This is a genomic window from Clostridium sp. B9 (genome assembly GCF_050509515.1).
Lineage (GTDB): Bacteria > Bacillota > Clostridia > Clostridiales > Clostridiaceae > Sarcina.
On sequence record NZ_JBNWKA010000003.1, the window covers coordinates 2842747 to 2865426 of the forward strand.

A 22680-nucleotide genomic window follows, 5' to 3' on the forward strand; every position below is an offset into this window, starting at 1 on the left:
ATCCTTAAATTATTTTATAAAAACTGAAGAGAATAATCTTCCTGCCTTCTCCTGATTAATTCTGTAGCTATGAAGTTTTACTTTCTTCTCACAACAAGTACATAAATTAACTGAAGTTATATTCTCATCTTTAACTATTCCGTCTAATTGAATCTCAACACATTTTTCTAAATTAAGCATTCTTCCATTACAAACTTTAGTGCCAAATTCCTCTCTAAATTTATCTGCAAGTTCAACACTAACTTCATAACAACATTCTCTAACATGAGGTCCTATTATAACTTTAATATCATTACATCCATAAGCTTCTTTCATATACTCACAAGTTTTTCTAACTATTTTATTAAAAGTACCTTTCCATCCACTATGAATAGCTGCTATGACTTCTTTTTCTTTATCATAGGCAATTACAGGAACACAATCTGCTGTAAAAACTCCAACTAATGTATTTTTATCCTTAGTTACTATAGCATCACAATCTCTATCCCCTTTAAAATCTTCACCAGTAGCATCAATAAAATCACTACTATGTATTTGATTTACATAAACAACCTTTTCTAAATCAAACAACTCTTTTAAATCGTCAAGATTTTTCTTTCCATCTTCATCTTCTTTTTTATAATTAACACTATTGTAAGCTGTAGAAAATTTAACCTTTATATTTCCATCTTCATATGAAATAAATTCTTTTTCATTTATAACTTCTCTATTCATACTATCACCTCTTATATTTATATATCTCATTAATCATTTCTAAAAACTATATTTATTTTTCATATTACCATATTTCAATTCTTTATTAAATTAAATTCTAGTTAAATATTATTACATATAACAAAAGCTACCCTAAAGGAAATCCTTTAAGATAGCTCATAAATTACTTCATTAAACTTTTTATTTCTTCCATAAAAGTATTAATATCCTTAAATTGTCTATATACAGATGCAAATCTTACATATGCAACTTCATCAATAGATTTAAGTCTTTCCATTACCATCTCACCTATGTAATCAGACTTTATTTCAACCATCATTTTATTACTTATGTTTCGCTCTATATCAGCAGCAATTTCTTCAATTTGAGCTCTTGATACAGGTCTTTTTTGGCATGCCTTAATAAGTCCACTTATTATCTTCTCTTTATTGAAACTTTCTCTGCTTAAATCTTTTTTTATAACAAGTATTGGTATATCTTCTACTTTTTCATAAGTTGTGTATCTCTTAGAGCATTTTAAGCACTCTCTTCTTCTTCTAATCGCATTATAATCTTCTGCAGATCTTGAATCCACAACTTTACTTTCCTCATAAGAACAGTAAGGACATCTCATTTTAAATTCCACGCCTTTCTCTAAGTTGTAATACCATTATACCTTCTTTTCAAGCCAATTTCTATATATATTTTTGAACATCTAGTATATTTTTCCCCTTTGAGTCAATTAATATAACATCAATACCAACTTTATAAACATCAGACCAGTCAATTTCTATATCTTCTGATTTACTAAAAAAAGATGTTTTTTCTCCCGGTATTATTATAGATAATATCCTATTATCATCACAATCAATCTTCACATCTGAAATAAGCCCTAGCCTCTTTCCTTCAGTTATATCAATAACTTCCATAGATCTTAAATTATTAAGTGAAAACAAACTTTCTTCCATAAATTACTCTCCTCCCAAAACATATCTTATAATTAATTTATATGTTTTATTTTCTTATTTATTAATAGAAGAAAGCTTTTTTCTAAAATAACATAACAAATATTTATGCAATTACCTTGTATTAAATTATATAAACTAAATTATATAATTGTTATATATTTTTTAATATGCTCAAAAAAATAGAGCTCAAAAGAGCTCTATACATATTTTCTCATGTGCTTTAATGCTATTTTTTCTAACCTTGAAACTTGAGCCTGGGATATTCCTATCTCATCAGCCACTTCCATCTGAGTTCTTCCATTAAAAAATCTTAGATTAAGAATTAGCTTTTCTCTATCATTCAACTTTTTCATAGCCTCTTTTATAGCTATGTTTTCAAGCCAACTATCATCTTGGTTTTTCGAATCACTAATTTGATCCATAACATATATAGCATCTCCACCATCATGATATATAGGTTCAAATAAAGATACTGGATCCTGTATAGCATCCAATGCAAAAACAACATCTTCTCTTGGAATTTTAAGTTCTTTTGCTATTTGAGATACTGTAGGTTCCTTATTATTTTCATTTACTAGTTTATCTCTAACCAATAGAGCCCTATAAGCTATATCTCTTAAAGATCTACTAACTCTAATTGTATTATTGTCTCTTAAATATCTTCTTATTTCTCCTATTATCATGGGTACAGCATAAGTTGAAAATTTAACATTTTGTGATAAATCAAAGTTATCTATAGATTTCATAAGTCCTATACAACCAACTTGAAATAAATCATCTACATTTTCGCCTCTATTATTGAATCTTTGGATAACACTAAGTACAAGTCGCAGATTCCCCTTTATGAATTTTTCTCTCGCACTATTGTCTCCACCTTGCATCTGCAGTAATAATTCTTTCATCTCTTTTTCTTTTAAAACTGGTAATTTAGCTGTATTGACTCCACATATCTCTACTTTATTTATCATCATAATTGAAATCAACCCCTTCGAAGTAATTCCCTTCCGCATTTTAATTATTACCTGTAGAGGTTAATTTTATACCTTTAAACCATTTTGTTAATTTCTTTCTTTAACCTTTTTATTATCTTTTTTTCTAATCTTGATATATACGATTGTGATATACCTAGCATATCAGCTACTTCTTTTTGAGTTTTTTCTTTATAACCATGTAATCCAAATCTTAACTCAACAATTTCTTTTTCTCTATTTGATAAATTTTTCATTGCAGTAAATAAAAGTTGTTTATCCACTTCATCCTCTATCATATTGTAAACAATATCATCATCTGTACCAAGAATATCAGATAGCAACAACTCATTTCCATCCCAATCTATATTTAAAGGCTCATAAAAAGATATTTCTGCTTTAACCTTACTATTTCTTCTCAAATACATAAGTATTTCATTTTCTATACATCTTGACGCATAAGTAGCAAGCTTTATTTTCTTTTCTGGATTAAACGTATTAACAGCTTTTATAAGTCCTATTGTCCCAACTGAAATTAAATCCTCTACTCCAACGCCAGTATTTTCAAATTTTCTAGCAATATAAACTACTAGCCTTAAATTTCTTTCTATAAGGATACTTCTAATAGCTTCATCATTTTCTCCTAACTTATTAACAAGCTCCTCCTCTTCATCCTTGCTAAGTGGAGCTGGAAGAACATCGTTTCCACCAACATAATATATTGGTTCTACTGTAATATCTAACTTAGTAAATAACTTATTAAGTAAAAGTCTTATATTTAACATAACCTAATCACCCCTATATAATTCCTCTAGACAATAAAGCTTCATAATCTCCTTCTTGACTTAATTTGTTATCACAAAAGCATAATATAACATCTCTAGTCATTATTTCTCCCTTAAAATTAGAAAGCTTTATATTATCAATCTTAATCCCATTCATATACCCTGAATTTCCATCAACCACCTTATACGGTATCTTAAATTGATTTTTCCCCTTAATGTTTATCCCCTTAAATTTATCCCGTTCTGCTATTATTACAGGAAGCGCAGTAGCTGGTTCAACCAATCCATTTCCTGTATCTAAAAAACCTCTTAGACTTATAACTTCTGAATCAATACAAACATCTAAATCATATATAAAATTATTTATTATTGCTCTATTTTTGAAATAATTCATAACTCCACTTACAAGCACATAGCTTATAATCAATGAAAATATAACTGCCTTTGTTGAATAATCACTTATTATAAAAGAGTCTAAAATATCATATTCATTTTCAGCTAAAGCAAACATAAGACAAACTCCTGAAAAAGCAAAAGTTATTACTAAAAATGATATAAAACTTTTAATTATTGACTTAATATCTCTTTTTTCCAAGATAATGGAAATCATACCTAAAGAAAAAAGCAGTTTAAAAGGCAACGATGTTAGTATATTTAGATTCGGAACGAACACTAATAAAGTGTATATTGCACCTAAGAAAGCTGCTAGTATTATTCTCTTGTAAATTATCCTTTCCTTTAAGGTCTGCAAAGTTAAATATAGTAGAAAAAAATTAATTAAAAAATTTTCTAATATGACAATATCTATATACACAGTCATAAATAACTCACTCCCTAGTTATAATTATAATCTTTCTTTTTCTAAAATTTTGTCATTATATATGAATTATGCATATTTTCTTTCACTCTTTTTCAACATTTTTCTACAATAATTTAGTATATATTTGTTTTTTAACATTATAATTATTTTCCATTTGTCTATTCTTGTAATAAAAATATATCCATTAAATATAATTTCATATTTTCTTAAAGTTTCGAACATATTATTAAATAATAATTTCCATATTTAACTGGAATAAAATAAAAACACTTCTAGTATAATTACTAGAAGTGTTTTTTATTTAAAAATATTATCTTCTTCCTCTTCTTAAGAACATAGGTATTTCTAAATCATCATTATATCTATTCTCTTGTTCTGAAGTTGATGCAACTTCTTGTTGTGCAACAGTTTCTTGAGCTCTTTCAGTAACAACTTCTTGTTGTACTTGAGACTCTCTTGTAACTGTTCCTTGTGAAGACATTCCCATTCTTTGACGCTCTTTTTCAAATCCAGTAGCAATAACTGTTATTCTAATTTCATCTTTCAGATTTTCATCTATAACAGTACCGAATATTATGTTAGCATCTGGGTCAGCTGCTTCTTGAACAATTTCAGCTGCTTCATTTATTTCTAATAATCCAAGCTCTGAATCTCCTGTTACGTTTAATAGAACTCCAGTAGCTCCAACTATTGATGTTTCTAATAATGGAGATGAGATAGCTTCTCTAGCAGCATCTTGTGCTCTGCTTTCTCCCTTACCATATCCAACACCCATATGAGCTAAACCTTTATCTAACATTACAGCTCTAACGTCTGCAAAGTCTAAGTTTATTAAACCAGGGTTAGTTATAAGATCTGATATACCTTGTACACCTTGTCTTAATACATCATCGGCTTTCTTAAATGACTCTAATAATGTTGTTTTCTTATCAACCATTGATAGAAGTCTTTCATTTGGTATTGTAACTAAAGTATCTACCTTTTCTTTTAAGTTAGCTATACCCATTTCAGCATGAGTCATTCTTCTTCTTCCTTCAAATGGGAAAGGTTTAGTTACTATACCTACAGTTAATATTCCCATTGATTTTGCTATTTCAGCAACTACTGGTGCAGCACCTGTACCAGTTCCACCACCCATACCAGCAGTTATGAATACCATATCAGCACCACTTATAGCCTCAGTTATCTCATCTCTGCTTTCCTCGGCAGCTTTCTTACCTATTTCTGGATTAGCACCTGCTCCTAATCCCTTAGTAAGTTTATCACCTATTTGTATTTTATTTTGTGCGTGAGATAATGTTAATGCTTGCTTATCTGTGTTTATAGCTATGAATTCAACATCTCTTAGTCCTTCTTGAATCATTCTATTAACAGCGTTTCCGCCTCCGCCTCCGCATCCAATTACCTTAATATTAGTAAATGACTGTATATCTACATCAAAATCTAACAAACCAATTCCTCCTTTAGAAAAGCTCCTCTAAGAATGCTATTATTTTTGAAAGCCCTCTCTTTTTTACACTTTTATTTTCAAATTTAGTTTCTTTATCAACAATCACTTTTTTCCCTGAAAGTAACGCTTCATCACATATTAATTTTAACCTATCATATACCTCTTTAACAATACCAATTGCATTAATTATCGAAGAATTATCAAATAAAAATTGTTTTTTAGTAAAAATCTTTACCTCTTTATCACTTATGTATTCTAATCTCTCTCTAATATGCTCATAATAACTAATTCCATCACCAGTTAATATTATCATATCTGTAGTACTTAAAATATCATTTTCTGATAATTTATTATTAACAATATCTAACATTTCACTTAACCTTGCATCTATTATGTCGTGAATTAAATAGGTATCTAATATGTGTTCTTCAAAGGAAATATTATTATAATCCTTTCTAATACTATAATATTTTGAAGAATATTGCAATTTTAATCTTTCAGCTTCTTCCTCAGATATTGAAAGGCATATAGCTAAGTCCTTAGTTATATTTCTTCCACCAAGTGGTATATACTCCATATTCTTAAGAACATTTCCTTTATAACTAAATATTTGTGTTTCCTCTGCTCCAACATCTATTATAACAACATTGCTTGTTTCTGTTTTTTCATTTAAAAATATATTTTTAAATCCGTATCCTAAACCAACAGTTCCAATTACCTCATATCCAGCACTTAAAACTATTTTATTTAATATGCTTATTTGTTCTCTTGAAGCCACTATTAAATTTTCATTTATCTCTATTCTTTCTGTTTTCATTCCTATTGGATTTTCAATAAATCCAACTTCTTCTGTATAAAATGAATTAATAGTACTATCTGCTACACATTCATCATCATCTACTTTTAAAGTTCTTCCTTCTATATAAGCTTCTTCTATATTTTCTTTAAATACTAAAGAATCCTCATTGTCTGTATATGAATACCCTTTGTTTTCTACTATTCTACACCCTTGATTCTTTAAACTTAGGTAAACACCCTGAATATTATGTCCTGTCTTATCTGCTAGTTCTTTTAGACATTCTTTTACGGATTTTATAACAGATTCTTCATCTATTATTTTACCCTTAGATACACCATCTACATCTGTTACAACGAAATCTAAAATTTCAAATTCTCCATTTTCATTTTCACTAGATATTACTGCACACACACTTCTGTTGCCAATATCTAGCCCAACTATGTTTTTAGGCATTTCCTCTCCGTGTACCTCCCTATCTAAAATTTGTAATATTATATATATTCTATTATTATTTCATTTTCCCTTTATAATTAATACATCAATAATCGACTTAAAATTTCCCTATCTATTGCAGAATTTAGCGCAGTTTCTTCTGTTATGTCGCCATTTCTGTAAAGGTTAGCTAACTCCATATCCATAGTCTTCATCCCATACTTACTTCCTGTTTGTATTGATGATTCTATTTGGTGAGTTTTACCTTCTCTTATTAAGTTTCTTATTGCTGGTGTCGCAATCATTATTTCTAAAGCAGCAGTTCTATTTCCATCAACTTTTTCCACTAATTGTTGAGAAACAATAGTTTGAAGAACAGATGATAATTGAATTTTTATCTGTTCCTGTTGATGTGGTGGAAATACATCCACTATTCTATCAATAGTTTTAGCTGCTCCGATTGTATGAAGCGTAGAAAAAACTAAGTGTCCAGTCTCAGCTGCTGTAATTGCTGTGGATATAGTTTCTAAATCTCTCATTTCTCCTATTAATATTACGTCTGGATCTTCTCTTAATGCAGCTTTTAAAGCTCTTTCATAACTTAAAGTATCTTTTCCAATTTCTCTTTGATTTACAATTGATTTATTATGTTTATGTAAAAATTCAATTGGATCTTCTACAGTTATAATATGTGCTTCTCTATTGGTGTTTATTTCATTTATTAAAGCAGCTAATGTGGTACTCTTTCCACTACCAGTTGGCCCTGTAACTAAAACTAAACCCCTTTTCAAATTGCAAGCTTCCCTTAAAACATCAGGATATCCTAGTTCATCTAGGGTTGGCATATCTAAAGAAATAACTCTAATAGCTAAAGCTGTACTATTTCTTTGCTTATATATATTAACTCTAAATCTACCTTTACCATGCAATGAGTAAGAGGTATCATACTCTCCAATAGCATCATATTTTTCATATGATTCTTGAAGTATTTCTCTTGCATAAGCATCAGTATCTTCAGGACGTAATATTTCTTCTTCTAATCTTATTAATTTTCCATTAACCTTTATTATCGGAGAAATGCCTACTGTTAAATGCAAGTCAGATGCTCCTTCTTTAACTGTCAATTCTAAAAGTTCTGTCAAACTTTGCATAATCTCCTCCTAAGCGTAATCCTTCATATAAGTAATTTGTCCATTTCAAAACGAAATGAACAAACTACTTTAAAGAATTCATCTTTTTTATCATATAATAAATATTATAAACCATATGATATCTCAATTCCATAATTTTATAAAACTTATTTTCATTTATACTGCTATTTAAAGTGCTATTTAATATTTGAATTCTTTATTTAATTTTTTTAGGGCTTTTTTCTCAATTCTTGATACATATGATCTTGATATTCCAAGTATTCCAGCTATCTCTCTCTGTGTTTTTATATCTCCATCCAAAAGACCATATCTCATTTCAAGAATCTCTTTCTCCCTATCACTTAAAACATCAGACATTTTTTTATAAAGTGCCTTTACTTGTAATGAATTTTCAACGGTCTCTAAAACTGAGTCTGCTTCACTACTTAAAATATCTATTAAGCATATTTCATTTCCCTCTTTATCAACACCTATAGGATCTTGAAGGAACACTTCTCCCTTTATTTTTTTATTATTTCTAAATAACATTAATATTTCATTGTCTATACACTTAGCCGCATAAGTAGCAAGCCTTATACCTTTACTTGTATCAAAAGAATCTATCGCCTTTATCAACCCTATTGTACCTATAGATATTAAGTCATCAACTTCCTTTGTATTCTGATAATTTGAAGAATACTTTTTAACTATATGTGCTACTAGCCTTAAATTCCTCTCAACTAGTATTCGTTTGGCTTCAAAATCTCCAGTTTTCAACCTTTCTAAATACATCTTTTCATCCTTTTCATTTAAAGGCTTCGGGAAGGTTGAATTTCCTGTTACATAGCCTGTTAAAAAAATTTTACTACCAACTAATTCTAATAAGTATTGTAACATGAACAATTGATGTTCCCCCTAATAATGCTTATTATTATAATATGAGTTGGTAGTTGAAATATTTCCTTTTCTAGTTATTTTATTTATAAAAACTCTATTTTTTTGTAAATTCCAATACTATATCTCTAAATATGGGACCAGCAGTATTTCCTCCACCAGGTTTTCTATCCTCATAAACCCCTTTAATATTAGGAACCATTACTCCTAGAGTATAATACTTTCCTCCGTAATTAAAATATCCTAAGAACCACCCATGAAGTTGGTCACCTGTAGTTTCAGCGGTTCCAGTTTTAGCACCTACTTCAACATTTTCTATTTGAGTAATTATAGCTGTTCCATTTTCTACTGTTGAATTCATAACACTTTTCAATTCATCTGCTGTACTCTTAGAAATAACTTCTCTCTCAACACCTTTTAACCTCTTTTTCATATTTCCATTTTGGTCTTCAAACCCTTCTAAAATAGTTGGTTTAACATATATTCCATTATTGACAATAGGAGATATAGTTCCCGCCATCTGAATTAAACTTGTTTGCATAGACTGTCCTATAGATAGATTGGTTATACTTACATTTTTAGGCACAAATCCTTTAGTCTCCATTCCTGTGGAATTATCTAAGTCTAATACACTTGAAAATACACCTTGCTTTTTTGCAAAATCTAATAAATTCTCTGTACCTACCTCAGCCCCTAACTTTGAAAAAACATCATTACATGAAACTTCAAAAGCCTCTCTTATGCTTATTTTCCCATGTATTTTTTCATCCTTACATACAATTCCTTCACAAGTAAGTTTATCATCTATTTTAACTCCTTTTAACTCCATAGCAGCTTCTAATGTAAGTATTTTAAATATAGAACCTGCTTCATACCCATTTATATTGCCTGCTCCTAAAACAACATTAGGCATAGATTCATTTTTCTGAGCTAACCCTAATATTTCTCCACTTTCACTATCTATTAAAATAGCCCCTGCATTACTAAAGCTTTTATAAGCTTCTCTATTTAAAACTTCCCTCATCATCTTTTGAATATCTCTATCCAATGTTAGCTTAACATTTAAATTACTATCTGGAGTTGAGTAAATTCCATCACCATAAAGTCCATCATGATTTCTCTCGAAAATAACTTTAGAATCAGTATTACCTTCCAACTGATTGTTTATAAGCATCTCCAAAGAATTTTTACTTTTTTCAACTTCCTTTGTTTCTACCTTTCCAGTAATACCACTAGTTTTAACTTGTGCAAAACCAGTAGTAGCAGTAATCATATTCTCTACTTTCCAACTTTCATCTACTTTTTTCTCATTAGCAAAATAAGTATATACTCCCTTTATATCATTTAAACTATTTATCTTATCAAAATTTTCTTTTGAAATATCATAATAAAGCTTTCCTCCGCTTTTAACTACTGAGTCAAAAGAAAAATCCTCATCCTCTCTCTTCATTATGTAGTTAAAAGCTATTATATTCTCCATGTTTTGATTTAAGTTATTTAATTGAAATGCCATAGAATCTATTACAACCTTATATTTTGTTTCATATTCAAATAAAGATTCACCATTCGTATCTAGAAGTGAATAATTATAATCTGATATTTTTTCATATTGTTTATGATTCCCTTTAAATGCACCTGTTTCTCTTGTACTATATTTCTTTTGAACATAATAAATCCGCACATTAAGTAGTATGAGAATTAACAAAAATAATGATACTAATCCTATTAATCTATTTTTAAGTTCTAACTTTCTTTTATTTCTAAACATAAAAACACCCCTCCTGGCTTAAATTCTAGCCAAGTTAGGGGTGTTTTATTCATACCGATATCTTATTAGTTAATCTAAGACTTAGGAATCAACTAATATATTATTCGTATTGTCCTAGAACCTCTTTGATTTTTGCAACAATAATATCTATAGCAACTTTATTATGTCCACCTTCTGGTATTATTATATCTGCAAATTTCTTTGTAGGCTCTGTGAATTGGTTATGCATAGGCTTAACTACGTTTAAGTACTGATTTATAACAGACTCCATAGTTCTTCCTCTCTCATTCATGTCTCTGACCATTCTTCTTATGATTCTAACATCAGCATCTGTGTCAACGTAAATCTTTATATCTAAAAGTTCTCTTATTCTTGGATCTTCTAGTATCAAAATTCCTTCTACAATAACAATTTCCTTTGGCTCAACTGTAGTTGTTTCCTCAACTCTATTGTGTATTGAGAAATCATAGCTAGGCTTTTCTATAGACTGTCCATTTAAAAGTGAGTCTAAGTGCTCTACTAAAAGTGTGTTATCAAAAGCATTTGGATGATCATAGTTAGTTTTAACTCTGTCCTCCATTGATAAATGGCTTTGATCTTTGTAGTATGAATCTTGCTCAATCATTGCTATGCAATCTTCACCAAATTGTCTGTATATTTCTTTTGCTATTGTACTTTTACCTGAACCAGTACCACCTGTTATTCCTATAAAAATTGGTCTCTTCATTAGCTGTTTGCCTCCTTGCACTTAATTAACATATCATTTATCTTAACAGGTTTATCTATTTTAACCTTGAATATCATTTGAGCTCTGTTAGCAACATCTATTTTTTCGTCATTTTCGTTTTTCATATCATTCATTTGGATTTCATAATAATCTCCAACTGGGCTTAATACTTCAACAGTATCTCCTTCGAATAATCTGTTTCTTTGTTCTATAGTTGCAACTTGAGTTTCTTCGTTATAATCTCTAACAACTCCTACGATATCATAATCTCTTATATAAGATGATGACTCATAAACTTGCTCTCCTGATTTTCCAAAATAAAATCCTGTGTGATATCTTCTGTGACTAACCTTTAATAAGTTATCCATTAATTTTTGATCAAATTCATATCCTTCTGGATCTTCCCAATACTTATCTAAAGCTTCTCTGTAAGCTTTAACTATTGCTGCAACATAGTATGGGCTCTTCATTCTTCCCTCAATCTTGAATGAGTATATTCCACTCTTAACAAGTTCTGGGATATATTCTATCATACATAAATCTTTTGAGTTCATTATGTATGTTCCTTTATCATCTTCTATAACTTGGAAGTACTCTCCAGGTCTTTTTTCTTCCATTAAGTAGTACTTATATCTACATGCTTGTGAACAAGCTCCTCTATTTGAATCTCTTCCTGTCATGTAGTTTGAAATTAAACATCTTCCTGAGTATGCCATACACATTGAACCATGAACGAATGCTTCTAAATCACAGTCTTCTGGTAAGTTTTCATGAATCTTTTCAATTTCTCTAAATCCAAGTTCTCTAGCTAAAACTATTCTCTTAACACCTAAACTATGCCAGAACTTAGCTGACTTCCAGTTTACGTTATTAGCTTGAGTACTTAAGTGTATTTCTAAATCTGGTGCAACTTCTTTTGCAGTCATTATGATTGATGGGTCTGAAACTATTATAGCATCTACATTTAATTCATATAGTCCAACTATGTACTCTTCTAATCCAACTAAATCATCATTATGTGGGAATACGTTCATAGTAACATAAACGAGTCTTCCTCTATCATGTGCATACTTTACTCCTTCAGCTATTTGCTCATTAGTAAAATTATCAGCGAAAGCTCTTAAGTTAAGCTTACTTCCTCCAATATAAACTGCATCTGCTCCAAAATCTATAGCTGTTTTTAATTTTTCTAAGCTCCCTGCTGGTGCTAATATTTCTGGTTTTCTCATGTTTGCTACCTCCTCTTAGTTAACGCAATTCCATCTCCCATAGGAATAACAGTTGTTATTAAATTTTCATCATTCGAGACCATATCTAAATACTTTCTCATTCTTTTAACAATAGTTATTTTTCTTCTCTTCACTAAGTCATCAGAAGCAACCATTCCTCTAAACAAAACATTATCGGCTATTATAATCCCATCTTGTTTAAGTAATCTTAAACATTCTGGTAAGAAGTGATTATAATGACCTTTTCCTGCATCCATAAAGATCATATCAAATTGATCATCAAGACTTTCTAATACTTCTAAGCATTCTCCCTGTAAAATCTTGATTTTATCATCATATCCAAATCTTTTGATATTCTCCGAAGCATATTTTATCATATTTTCATCTCTCTCGATTGTAGTAATATGACAATCTCCATTAGCAGCCTTATTCATAAGTATTGAAGAATAACCTATCGCTGTTCCAAGCTCTAGAATTTTCTTTGGCTTATTCATGGCTACCATAAATTCAAGAAACTTTGCACCTTCTTTTTGAATTATAGGTACTTTATTTTCTTGTGCAAATTCTTCTAACTCTTTTAATTCGTCATTTCTATCTGGAATCAAATCTCTTAAATAAGTTTCCATATAGTCAAAGGTTACTCCACTCATTTGCTCCTCCAAATCTTAGTATCCAAACTCTTTCTTTTTAGCTAAGAAATCCTCGTAACTATTAGTGAAATAGTGTTTATTATCCTTTGGATTCAATAAATAGTATATGTAGTCTGTTTTTGCCGGTCTTATAGCTGCCATAAGTGATGGTTTTCCAGGATTACATATAGGTCCTACTGGAAGTCCTTTAATTTTATATGTATTGTATGGTGAATCCACCTTTAAATCTTTATAAAGAACTACATCCTTATGCTCTCCTAAAGCATATAAAACTGTTGCATCAATCTGCATTGGCATACCCTTTTCTAGTCTGTTATATATAACAGAAGCTATTTCTGGACGCTCACTATCATCTCTTGCTTCCTTTTCAATCATTGAAGCTATAGTTACATATTTCTCATAATCTGCATCTGGAATAGTAATGCCTAATTCACTCTGAATTTCACTCATCACCATTTCAAACCTATTAAGCATCATCCCAACGATTTGCTTAGGAGTTGTTCCATTTGGAATTGAATATGTATCTGGGAACAAAAATCCCTCTAATTCATATTTTCTCTCACTATTAGGTTTTATATAAGATGGTAATGGATATTCTTTAACCGCTGTTAAAAATGCCTCTTTAGTACACACTCCACTCTCTTCAAACTTTTTAGCCATATCCTCTACTGTATATCCTTCAGGGAAGGTTACCTTAGTTTCTGATACTTTTCCCTCAGTTAACACAGTAAGAAACTCTGGGAATGTTATATCACTTTTAACAGTGTATGTACCTGGTTTTATACTTTCTGTTACATTATTAAACTTTATGTATATCTTAGAAAAAAATGAACTTCTAAGAACATTTTCATTGTTTAATCTATCAAAAAGACCATGAAGTGACTCTCCCTTTTCAACATTAAATGTTATATTGGCTTTATCAGATTCTAAAGGGTTATTTTTTATAGAGTTATATTTTACTACAAATACAGCTAAGTTAATTAAAAGTAAAATCAAAAATATAGTTATTAATACTATACTTTTCGAGCTTTTTAGCTTTTTCACAGTAGTACCCCCTTATATTTAAAGATAAATGGCCGGGAAGCCATTTATCTAATTATAAATCTTTTTTAAATAAAAACAAACTTGTTTTTACTAAAATTTATCTCAATATTGTAATTTATAGATATAATTTAAAAGAAATTATTTTTTACTTCTGTTTATAGCTCTTTTTCTCTCTGCGCTATCTAAGATTCTCTTTCTCATTCTTACATTTACAGGAGTAACCTCAACTAACTCATCATTGTTTATGAACTCTAAACATTGCTCTAGTGACATTTGTCTTACTGGAGTTAATTTTAAAGCATCATCGGCTCCTGATGATCTTGTGTTTGTTAATTGTTTCTTTTTGCATATGTTAACATCTATGTCTTCTGCTCTTGAACATTCTCCACAAACCATTCCAGCATAAACTTCTGTACCTGGCTCTATGAATAAAGTTCCTCTCTCTTGAGCATTGAATAATCCGTATGTAACAGCTTCTCCTGATTCGAATACTACGATTGATCCTCTACTTCTTCCTGGAATTTCACCTTTGTACTTCTCAAATCCATCAAATACGTGGTTCATTATTCCATTACCTTTAGTATCAGTCATGAATTCATTTCTGAATCCGATAAGTCCTCTAGCAGGTACTCTGAACTCTAATCTTGAGTATCCATTAACTGCTGAAGTCATGTTTACCATCTCAGCTTTTCTTGGTCCTAATTTTTCCATTACAGGTCCCATGAATTCTTCTGGAACGTCTATTGTTAAGTGCTCCATTGGCTCAACCTTAACACCATTTTCATCAACTTTTGTTATAACGTTTGGTTTAGAAACTTGGAATTCAAATCCTTCTCTTCTCATAGTTTCTATAAGTATTGAAAGGTGTAATTCTCCTCTACCACTTACTTCGAAACAATCTGGAGTTATCTCATTAACTTTTAAACTTACGTTAGTTTCTAACTCTTTTAATAATCTATCTCTTAAGTGTCTTGAAGTTACGAAGTCTCCTTCTTTACCAGCGAATGGTGAATCATTAACCATGAAATTCATGTTTAATGTAGGCTCGTCTATTTTAACAAATGGTAATCCTTCTGGATTTTGTGCATCTGTTATAGTCTCTCCAATATTTACATCTGATATACCACTTATTGCAACTATATCTCCTAATTGAGCTTCATCAACTTCTACTCTCTTTAATCCATCATGAGTGTAAAGGCTTGATATTTTGAACTTAGTTACTGTTCCATCTTGTCTTACAACAGCAGCTTGTTGGTTTTTCTTAGCTACTCCTCTAGTAATCTTACCGATAGCTATTTTACCAACGTACTCACTTGAGTCTAATGTTGTAACAAGCATTTGTAAGCTTTCTTCAACTGAACCTTTTGGTGCTTCAACTTTTTCAATTATAGTATCGAATAAGTCTTTCATGTTATCCTTTGGCTCATCTATATCAATAGTAGCTACTCCATCTCTTGCTGAAGCATAAACTATTGGGAAATCTAATTGCTCGTCATCTGCTCCAAGCTCTAAGAATAATTCAAATATCTCATCTATAACTTCTTCCGGTCTAGCATCTGGCTTATCAATTTTATTTATAACAACGATTGGTTTTAATCCTAACTCAAGAGCTTTTCTTAAAACGAATTTTGTCTGAGGCATAGCCCCTTCATATGAATCTACTACAAGTAAAACACTTTCAACCATTTTAAGTACACGTTCAACTTCTCCACCGAAGTCAGCATGTCCTGGTGTATCTATGATGTTTATTTTCTTTCCATTGTAGTGAACTGCTGTATTTTTTGAAAGGATTGTAATTCCTCTTTCTTTTTCTAAGTCATTTGAGTCCATTACTCTCTCTTCGATTTTTTCGTTTGATCTAAAAACATTACTTTGTCTTAATAATGCATCAACTAAAGTAGTCTTACCGTGGTCAACGTGGGCTATTATTGCTATATTTCTAATATCATCTCTTACGAATTCGTTACTCATTATATATTCCTCCAATTTTATGTGCATAAAAAATTGGATACTTTTGAAGTACCCAATTTTTCTTTACCTTATTAGATTCTACTGTTAAGCTTGAAAAAAGTCAACACAACATTTTTTACTTAAACAGTTACATTATACATTCTTATCTAAAAATTTTTATATTTCCATTATTATTGGTAATATCATTGGTTTTCTCTTTGTTTTTTCGTAAAGGAAACTTCTAAGTCCATCTCTTATATTAGATTTCATAGTAGCCCAATCACAAATTCCTTTTTTCTCACAGTCTCTTAAAACATCTTTTACTATTTGTTTAGCTTCATCCATTAAGTCTTCTGACTCTCTTACGTAAACAAATCCTCTTGAGATAATATCAGGACCCGCTACAACTGATGCAGTCTCTTTTGAAATAGTAACTACAACTGTAAGTATTCCATCTTGTGAAAGATGCTTTCTATCTCTTAAAACTATATTTCCAACATCACCTACTCCAAGTCCATCAACAAAGATTTGTCCTGAAGTAACAGATCCATTTTTCTTAATTGAATCTCTAGTGATTTCTATTACATCTCCATTTTCAGCTATCATAAAATTCTTATCTGATAGACCCACATCAACAGCAAGCTCTGCATGTTGTTTAAGATGTCTATACTCACCATGAACAGGTATAAAGAATTTTGGCTTTGTAAGAGCTTGCATAAGCTTTAACTCTTCTTGACAAGCATGACCTGAAACATGGACATCTGCTAACTTACCATATATAACATCTGCTCCTTTTTTGAAAAGCTGATTAATCACCTTAGAAACTAATTTTTCATTTCCTGGTATTGGTGTAGCAGAAAGTATTACAGTGTCACCTTCAATGATATTAACTTTTTTGTGCTCTGAAGATGCCATTCTAGCTAAAGCTGACATTGGCTCTCCTTGGCTTCCAGTAGTTATTATTGTTACTTGCTCACTTGGATATTTACTTATAGCATCTATGCTAACAAAAGAATCACTGTCTATTGTTAAATAGCCTAATTCTATAGCAACTTGAACTATATTCTCCATACTTCTTCCTGATACAGCAATCTTTCTTCCTGTCATTTGAGCAGCTTCTACAATTTGCTGTATTCTGTGAATGTTTGAAGCAAATGTTGCTATTATTATTCTACCTTTTGCTCCCATGAATATCTTTTTAAGATTTTCTCCAACAGCTCTTTCTGACATAGTATATCCTGGTTTCTCTACGTTTGTAGAGTCAGCCATAAGCGCTAGAACCCCTTTTCTTCCTAGTTCTGCAAATCTAGCAAAATCCATCACTTCTCCATCAGTTGGCGTATAGTCAACCTTAAAGTCACCAGTGTGAAGTATAACTCCTAATGGTGTGTGTACTGCTATAGCAACTGAATCTGCTATGCTATGATTAGTTTTTACAAATTCAACTGATGATGAATTTAGTTTTATAATGTCTCTTGGCTTAACTCTTATAAGCTCAGTTGTGCTTAATAAGCCATGTTCTTTTAATTTAGTCTCAACTATACCTAAAGTAAGTTTTGTTCCATAAACAGGTACATTTAAATTCTTTAACACATATGGTAAAGCTCCAATATGGTCTTCATGTCCATGAGTTAAGAATATACCTCTAACTTTATCTGCATTTTTCACTAGATATGATACATCTGGAATAACTATATCTATACCAAACATATCTTCATCTGGGAATTTAAGACCACAATCAACTATGATTATATCATCTTTAAACTCGATAACAGTTAGGTTCTTACCTATCTCGTTTAACCCACCTAAAGGTATTATTTTAACCTTTAGTTTCTCACGTTTCATATTTTCCCTCCTCTTTTTTGTAGTAGTACGCTTATGTATAAAAGAGGTTTCCTCATTTGAGAAAATTTCTCTATTCATTTTTACAATCCTTGCATATTCCGAAAAACTTTACTGTATGATCTAATATTTTAAAACCGTATTTAGTTTCAATCTCTTCTTCTAGCTCATCTAATAGATCCGCTTCAACTTCAAAAACTTTTCCACATTTATTACAAACTAGATGATGATGTCTATGATGTTCATCATCATGTGCTAACTCATATCTACTGCATCCATCTTCTAAATCCAGTTTATAAATTACACCCATTTCTTCTAAAAGAATTATTGTTCTATATACGGTAGCTAATCCAATCTCTGGACAGTTCTTTTTAACCTCGTCATAAATTTCCTCAGCCGTTAAGTGCTTACCCTCATTTTGTATTATAGTATCTACTATAGCTCTTCTTTGAGGAGTTAACTTATATCCCTTTTTCTTTAATTCTTCTTTCAAAGCATCAAAATCTACTGAAGCTACCTTTGTCATATTAAAACCTCACTTTACCGTTATTCTTCTTCTGCGAATAAAGTTGCATAAGCTTCTTCTATCATTTCAATTTCAAAATCATTCTCAACTGGAGCTAATGTTTCTTCTCCATCTTCGTCTTGAACAACTTGCATAGCTATAACTACATCTTCTTCACCTTCTGGTGATAATAAGAAATATTCTTTTTCTTCTATATCTAATTTAGTTACTACATTAAATGTTGTTTCTATTCCTTCTTCATCAACTAAAACTATTGGTTGTAAATCGTTATTCATATTAATTTCTCCTTTTTTACTTTGATATTCTATCTAAGTATCCTTGTAATATATAAGTAGCCGCTATTTTATCGACTATTTTCTTTCTTTTTGCTCTTGATAAATCCGCCTCAAGCATCGCTCTATGTGCTGCTACAGTTGTAAGTCTTTCATCCCAAAACTCTATTTTCCCATCAAAAGACTTGGCTATTTGTTCACATAATCCTTTTACCATTTCACCTGATGGTCCGATTGTTCCATTCATGTTTTTTGGCATACCTGCAACTATTGTTTCAACACCATATTCTTTGCATATTTTTATAACTGCCTCTACATCTTTAGTATAGCAATCTCTCTTAATAGTTGTTACACCCTGTGCCGTCCATCCTAATGGATCACTTACCGCAACCCCTATTGTTTTACTTCCGATATCCAAACCTAAAATTCTCATTAGAATCTCCTTATATAAACGAAAGAGTACCCTAATGGGCACTCTTTGTTATTTTATCTCTAGATAAGATTTTATAACTTCTTCAAGTATTTCATCTCTTTCCAGTTTCCTTACTAAAGCTCTTGCCCCGTTGTAATTAGTGATGTAAGTAGGGTCACCTGAAATTAAGTATCCAACTAGCTGATTAACCGGGTTATAGCCTTTTTCCTTTAGTGAGTTGTATACATCAGTTAAAATTGTTTTAGTTAAATCTTCCTTATTTTTACTAAAATCGAACTGCATTGTGTGGTCAAAATTGTTACTCATAACCTTGCTGCTTATAGCAGCTCACCCCCTTACAGTAAATATATTTTATTTATATATCTACATTTATTATTATCTTTTAAATTAGTTTTTATTCACGCTTTACTTTATAATCATTATAAACTATATTTGCATAAAAGTACAACTATTTTACAAGTATTTCTACAACTTCTTGTGCTTTTTCTAAAGCTTTAGCTATATTTTCTGGATTTTTTCCACCTGCTTGAGCCATGTCAGGTCTTCCGCCACCGCCGCCGCCAACAACAGCTGCAACTTCTTTGATTACCTTACCACAATGAACTCCGCTAGCTAATGAATTTTTAGTTGCCATTGCTACTAGGTTAACTTTTCCACCCATTTCGCTTGCTAATACAACTATTCCATTATCTAATTTATTTCTAACTTTATCAGCTAAATCTCTTAATGAGTTTCCATCGATATCTTTAAGTTCTGCAGTAACTAAGCTTACTCCATTTATATCAACTTTATTGTTTAAGATGTCATCTTCAGCACCTTGAACTAATTTAGCTTTTAATTCAGCTATTTCTTTCTCTTTATCTTTTAACTCTTGAGCTTGAGCTGAAATTTTCTTAGCTATTTCTTTTTCATTACATTTAAGCATTGAAGCAGCTTCTTTAAGAAGATTATTCTTAATTTCCATGAATCTTAAAGCATTTATTCCAGTAACAGCTTCTATTCTTCTTATACCAGCAGCAACTCCTGATTCAGAAACAATTTTAAATAATCCAATTTCTCCTGAGTTAGCAACGTGAGTTCCTCCGCATAATTCCTTTGAGAACTCTCCAACTGAAACTACTCTTACTTTCTCTGCATACTTCTCATCAAATAGACAAGTAGCTCCACTATTTCTAGCTTCATCTAATGACATTTCATCTGTATTAACAGCTGCTACAGTCATTATTTTCTCATTTACTAATAATTCAACTTTTTCTAACTCTTCTTCAGTTAGGGCAGCAAAATGAGTAAAGTCAAATCTTAATCTTTCTGCATCAACATATGAACCTGATTGGTTTACATGATCTCCTAAAACTTCTCTTAGAGCTTCATGTAACATATGAGTTGCAGTATGGTTCTTACAGATGTTTGATCTTCTTGAAGAATCTACTGATAATTTAACCTCTTGACCCTCTTTTATAGTTCCTTCTATAACTTTTATATGGTGAACAAATTTTCCTCCAACATTTTTCTTACAGTCAGTTACTATTGCCATACCAGTTTCTGAAGTTATATTACCTCTATCTCCAACTTGACCTCCCATTTCAGCGTAGAATGGTGTTTTCTCTGTTAATAAGAATCCTTCCTCGCCTTCTGAAAGTTCTGCTTTGAAATCTTCATCGTTTCCTAAAACTATAACTTTTGAGTTAAGCTCTAAGTTTACATATCCATCAAATTCAGTAACTATTGAAGCTTCAACTTTATTTATTGGACTTTCTTCGCTTCCCATGTAGCTGCTTTCGCCTCTAGCATTTCTAGCTCTTTCTCTTTGCTCTTTCATCTCTTTATTAAAGTTTTCTATATCAAGTTCTAAGCCTTTCTCTTCTAATATCTCTTGAGTAAGCTCTAGTGGGAACCCAAATGTATCATATAATTTGAATGCTTTAGATCCTGATAAAACCATCTCATTCTTTTCTTCCATTTCAGCAATATAACCCATTAATATATCCATACCTGAGTCAATTGTTTCATTGAATCTTTCTTCTTCTAACTTGATTATCTTCTTGATATAACTAGCTTTTTCTTTTAGTTCTGGGTATCCTGCGCCATAATTTTCAACTACTGCATCTACCATTTCATTTAAGAATATTCCCTTAACCCCTAAAAGTCTTCCATGTCTAGCAGCTCTTCTAAGAAGTCTTCTTAAAACATATCCTCTTCCTTCATTTGATGGTTGAACTCCATCACAGATTAGGAAAGTAACACTTTTACCATGGTCAGTTATTATTCTTAATGATGTATCAGTATCTTTATTTTCTCCATATTTAGCACCAGTTAATTCGCATGCTTTATTTAATATGTTTTTAACTGTATCTATTTCAAAGATGTTATCAACACCTTGCATTATTGTAGCTATTCTCTCAAGACCCATTCCTGTATCGATGTTCTTTTGAGCTAACTCATTGTAGTTTCCTTCTTCATCTTTATCAAATTGAGTGAACACTAAGTTCCAGAACTCAACTATTCTATCAGCATCTGCTGCTTCTAAGAACTCTTCTACAGTTTCAACTTTTCCTTCTCCTCTGTCGAAGTGAATTTCTGTACACGGACCACATGGACCTACTCCAATTTCCCAGAAGTTATCATCTTTGCCTAATCTAAAAATTCTACTTGGATCTACATCTGTCTTACTAGTCCAGATGTCGAAAGCTTCATCATCCTCTAAGTATATAGTTACATATAATTTATCCTTTGGAATTCCTAAAGTTTCAGTTATGAACTCCCAAGCCCAAGGAATTATTTCTCCCTTGAAGTAATCTCCAAATGAGAAGTTACCTAACATCTCAAAGAATGTACCATGTCTTGAAGTTTTTCCAACATTCTCTATATCACCAGTTCTTATACACTTTTGACAAGTAGTTATTCTTTTTCTTGGCGGCTGCTCTAAACCTGTAAAGTAAGGCTTAAGTGGTGCCATACCAGCGTTTATTAATAATAAACTCTTATCGTTTTTAGGTACTAGTGGAAATGATTGTAGTCTTAAATGATCTTTACTTTCGAAGAAGCTTAAATACTTCTCTCTTAATTCATTTGCTCCCATGAATTTCATAATTCTTTACCTCCAAATTTTATTATTTATCATTAGTTTTACACATAAAAAAAGAACATAAAATCAAACATCCCTAAATCTAAAGGGACGAAAGCCTATGCTCCGCGGTACCACCCTAATTATGTAAAACTACATCACTCAAAAAAAATCATAGCTCAAAGATAGCTTCAACATCCCTTTTAGAAAGTTCACACCAACCACTTTCTCTCTGA

22 protein-coding genes and 1 other annotated feature (1 of these 23 only partly in view) are annotated in these 22680 nt (G+C 30.9%); all 22 genes read right to left on the reverse strand.

Going from position 1 to position 22680, the window contains the following annotated elements; all coding sequences use genetic code 11:
- Positions 1-9 precede the first annotated feature (9 nt).
- Entirely contained in the window at positions 10-714 is a 705-nt protein-coding gene (pgeF, locus tag ACQZHJ_RS12500) for a peptidoglycan editing factor PgeF (RefSeq protein ID WP_430485883.1), read from the reverse strand.
- 163 nt (positions 715-877) lie between these two features.
- Entirely contained in the window at positions 878-1327 is a 450-nt protein-coding gene (gene nrdR, locus ACQZHJ_RS12505; RefSeq protein ID WP_430486897.1) for a transcriptional regulator NrdR, read from the reverse strand.
- Between the two features lie 61 nt (positions 1328-1388).
- Positions 1389-1661, reverse strand: a complete 273-nt coding sequence (locus ACQZHJ_RS12510) for a YlmC/YmxH family sporulation protein (RefSeq protein ID WP_430485884.1) — start codon at positions 1659-1661, stop codon at positions 1389-1391.
- A 197-nt stretch (positions 1662-1858) separates the two neighbouring features.
- Positions 1859-2632, reverse strand: coding sequence for an RNA polymerase sporulation sigma factor SigG (sigG, locus tag ACQZHJ_RS12515; protein WP_430485885.1), 774 nt, complete (start codon positions 2630-2632; stop codon positions 1859-1861).
- Positions 2633-2706: 74 nt separating this feature from the next.
- Positions 2707-3414: an RNA polymerase sporulation sigma factor SigE gene (sigE, locus tag ACQZHJ_RS12520; protein WP_430485886.1), complete on the reverse strand. Its 708-nt coding sequence runs from the start codon at positions 3412-3414 to the stop codon at positions 2707-2709.
- A 13-nt stretch (positions 3415-3427) separates the two neighbouring features.
- Positions 3428-4234 (reverse strand): sigma-E processing peptidase SpoIIGA, encoded by an 807-nt coding sequence (spoIIGA, locus tag ACQZHJ_RS12525; protein WP_430485887.1) that lies wholly within the window; start codon positions 4232-4234, stop codon positions 3428-3430.
- A gap of 310 nt (positions 4235-4544) precedes the next feature.
- On the reverse strand, positions 4545-5684 hold the full coding sequence (ftsZ, locus tag ACQZHJ_RS12530) for a cell division protein FtsZ (protein WP_430485888.1): 1140 nt from the start codon (positions 5682-5684) through the stop codon (positions 4545-4547).
- A 13-nt stretch (positions 5685-5697) separates the two neighbouring features.
- A complete protein-coding gene (locus ACQZHJ_RS12535; RefSeq protein ID WP_430485889.1) occupies positions 5698-6936 on the reverse strand; it encodes a cell division FtsA domain-containing protein in 1239 nt (412 codons plus the stop codon).
- A 77-nt stretch (positions 6937-7013) separates the two neighbouring features.
- Positions 7014-8066: a type IV pilus twitching motility protein PilT gene (locus ACQZHJ_RS12540; RefSeq protein ID WP_430485890.1), complete on the reverse strand. Its 1053-nt coding sequence runs from the start codon at positions 8064-8066 to the stop codon at positions 7014-7016.
- 180 nt (positions 8067-8246) lie between these two features.
- Positions 8247-8948 carry an RNA polymerase sporulation sigma factor SigK gene (gene sigK, locus ACQZHJ_RS12545; RefSeq protein WP_430485891.1) on the reverse strand — a complete coding sequence of 234 codons (702 nt, stop codon included), beginning with the start codon at positions 8946-8948 and terminating at the stop codon, positions 8247-8249.
- 88 nt (positions 8949-9036) lie between these two features.
- On the reverse strand, positions 9037-10707 hold the full coding sequence (locus ACQZHJ_RS12550; protein ID WP_430485892.1) for a penicillin-binding transpeptidase domain-containing protein: 1671 nt from the start codon (positions 10705-10707) through the stop codon (positions 9037-9039).
- Positions 10708-10807: 100 nt separating this feature from the next.
- On the reverse strand, positions 10808-11434 hold the full coding sequence (udk, locus tag ACQZHJ_RS12555; protein ID WP_430485893.1) for a uridine kinase: 627 nt from the start codon (positions 11432-11434) through the stop codon (positions 10808-10810).
- Positions 11434-12663: a peptidase U32 family protein gene (locus ACQZHJ_RS12560; protein WP_430485894.1), complete on the reverse strand. Its 1230-nt coding sequence runs from the start codon at positions 12661-12663 to the stop codon at positions 11434-11436. The genes udk and ACQZHJ_RS12560 overlap by 1 nt, the downstream gene beginning before the upstream one ends.
- 5 nt (positions 12664-12668) lie before the next feature.
- Entirely contained in the window at positions 12669-13313 is a 645-nt protein-coding gene (locus ACQZHJ_RS12565; protein WP_430485895.1) for an O-methyltransferase, read from the reverse strand.
- A gap of 15 nt (positions 13314-13328) precedes the next feature.
- Positions 13329-14357 (reverse strand): endolytic transglycosylase MltG, encoded by a 1029-nt coding sequence (gene mltG, locus ACQZHJ_RS12570; RefSeq protein WP_430485896.1) that lies wholly within the window; start codon positions 14355-14357, stop codon positions 13329-13331.
- A gap of 138 nt (positions 14358-14495) precedes the next feature.
- A complete protein-coding gene (typA, locus tag ACQZHJ_RS12575) occupies positions 14496-16328 on the reverse strand; it encodes a translational GTPase TypA (protein WP_430485897.1) in 1833 nt (610 codons plus the stop codon).
- Positions 16329-16484: 156 nt separating this feature from the next.
- Positions 16485-18152 carry a ribonuclease J gene (locus ACQZHJ_RS12580; protein ID WP_430485898.1) on the reverse strand — a complete coding sequence of 556 codons (1668 nt, stop codon included), beginning with the start codon at positions 18150-18152 and terminating at the stop codon, positions 16485-16487.
- Between the two features lie 70 nt (positions 18153-18222).
- Positions 18223-18675: a Fur family transcriptional regulator gene (locus tag ACQZHJ_RS12585; protein ID WP_430485899.1), complete on the reverse strand. Its 453-nt coding sequence runs from the start codon at positions 18673-18675 to the stop codon at positions 18223-18225.
- 20 nt (positions 18676-18695) lie between these two features.
- Entirely contained in the window at positions 18696-18950 is a 255-nt protein-coding gene (locus ACQZHJ_RS12590) for a DUF1292 domain-containing protein (protein WP_003459598.1), read from the reverse strand.
- Between the two features lie 16 nt (positions 18951-18966).
- Positions 18967-19380, reverse strand: coding sequence for a Holliday junction resolvase RuvX (ruvX, locus tag ACQZHJ_RS12595; protein WP_430485900.1), 414 nt, complete (start codon positions 19378-19380; stop codon positions 18967-18969).
- A gap of 48 nt (positions 19381-19428) precedes the next feature.
- On the reverse strand, positions 19429-19686 hold the full coding sequence (locus ACQZHJ_RS12600; protein WP_430485901.1) for an IreB family regulatory phosphoprotein: 258 nt from the start codon (positions 19684-19686) through the stop codon (positions 19429-19431).
- A gap of 142 nt (positions 19687-19828) precedes the next feature.
- Complete coding sequence (gene alaS, locus ACQZHJ_RS12605; RefSeq protein WP_430485902.1) at positions 19829-22468, reverse strand: alanine--tRNA ligase; 2640 nt, start codon at positions 22466-22468, stop codon at positions 19829-19831.
- 80 nt (positions 22469-22548) lie between these two features.
- Positions 22549-22680 (reverse strand) — a binding site (T-box leader) (it continues 41 nt past the right edge of the window).

Excerpts from the sequence above, each read along its gene's own strand:
- ACQZHJ_RS12540 (WP_430485890.1), bottom strand. The coding sequence starts at position 8,066 with ATGCAAAGTTTGACAGAACTTTTAGAATTGACAGTTAAAGAAGGAGCA.
- ACQZHJ_RS12565 (WP_430485895.1), bottom strand. The coding sequence starts at position 13,313 with ATGAGTGGAGTAACCTTTGACTATATGGAAACTTATTTAAGAGATTTG.
- ACQZHJ_RS12560 (WP_430485894.1), bottom strand. The coding sequence starts at position 12,663 with ATGAGAAAACCAGAAATATTAGCACCAGCAGGGAGCTTAGAAAAATTA.
- pgeF (WP_430485883.1), bottom strand. The coding sequence starts at position 714 with ATGAATAGAGAAGTTATAAATGAAAAAGAATTTATTTCATATGAAGAT.
- ACQZHJ_RS12550 (WP_430485892.1), bottom strand. The coding sequence starts at position 10,707 with ATGTTTAGAAATAAAAGAAAGTTAGAACTTAAAAATAGATTAATAGGA.
- sigG (WP_430485885.1), bottom strand. The coding sequence starts at position 2,632 with ATGATGATAAATAAAGTAGAGATATGTGGAGTCAATACAGCTAAATTA.
- alaS (WP_430485902.1), bottom strand. The coding sequence starts at position 22,468 with ATGAAATTCATGGGAGCAAATGAATTAAGAGAGAAGTATTTAAGCTTC.
- ACQZHJ_RS12600 (WP_430485901.1), bottom strand. The coding sequence starts at position 19,686 with ATGAGTAACAATTTTGACCACACAATGCAGTTCGATTTTAGTAAAAAT.
- nrdR (WP_430486897.1), bottom strand. The coding sequence starts at position 1,327 with ATGAGATGTCCTTACTGTTCTTATGAGGAAAGTAAAGTTGTGGATTCA.
- ACQZHJ_RS12510 (WP_430485884.1), bottom strand. The coding sequence starts at position 1,661 with ATGGAAGAAAGTTTGTTTTCACTTAATAATTTAAGATCTATGGAAGTT.
- sigE (WP_430485886.1), bottom strand. The coding sequence starts at position 3,414 with ATGTTAAATATAAGACTTTTACTTAATAAGTTATTTACTAAGTTAGAT.
- ruvX (WP_430485900.1), bottom strand. The coding sequence starts at position 19,380 with ATGAGAATTTTAGGTTTGGATATCGGAAGTAAAACAATAGGGGTTGCG.
- udk (WP_430485893.1), bottom strand. The coding sequence starts at position 11,434 with ATGAAGAGACCAATTTTTATAGGAATAACAGGTGGTACTGGTTCAGGT.
- ACQZHJ_RS12590 (WP_003459598.1), bottom strand. The coding sequence starts at position 18,950 with ATGAATAACGATTTACAACCAATAGTTTTAGTTGATGAAGAAGGAATA.
- ACQZHJ_RS12580 (WP_430485898.1), bottom strand. The coding sequence starts at position 18,152 with ATGAAACGTGAGAAACTAAAGGTTAAAATAATACCTTTAGGTGGGTTA.
- ACQZHJ_RS12535 (WP_430485889.1), bottom strand. The coding sequence starts at position 6,936 with ATGCCTAAAAACATAGTTGGGCTAGATATTGGCAACAGAAGTGTGTGT.
- spoIIGA (WP_430485887.1), bottom strand. The coding sequence starts at position 4,234 with ATGACTGTGTATATAGATATTGTCATATTAGAAAATTTTTTAATTAAT.
- ACQZHJ_RS12585 (WP_430485899.1), bottom strand. The coding sequence starts at position 18,675 with ATGACAAAGGTAGCTTCAGTAGATTTTGATGCTTTGAAAGAAGAATTA.
- typA (WP_430485897.1), bottom strand. The coding sequence starts at position 16,328 with ATGAGTAACGAATTCGTAAGAGATGATATTAGAAATATAGCAATAATA.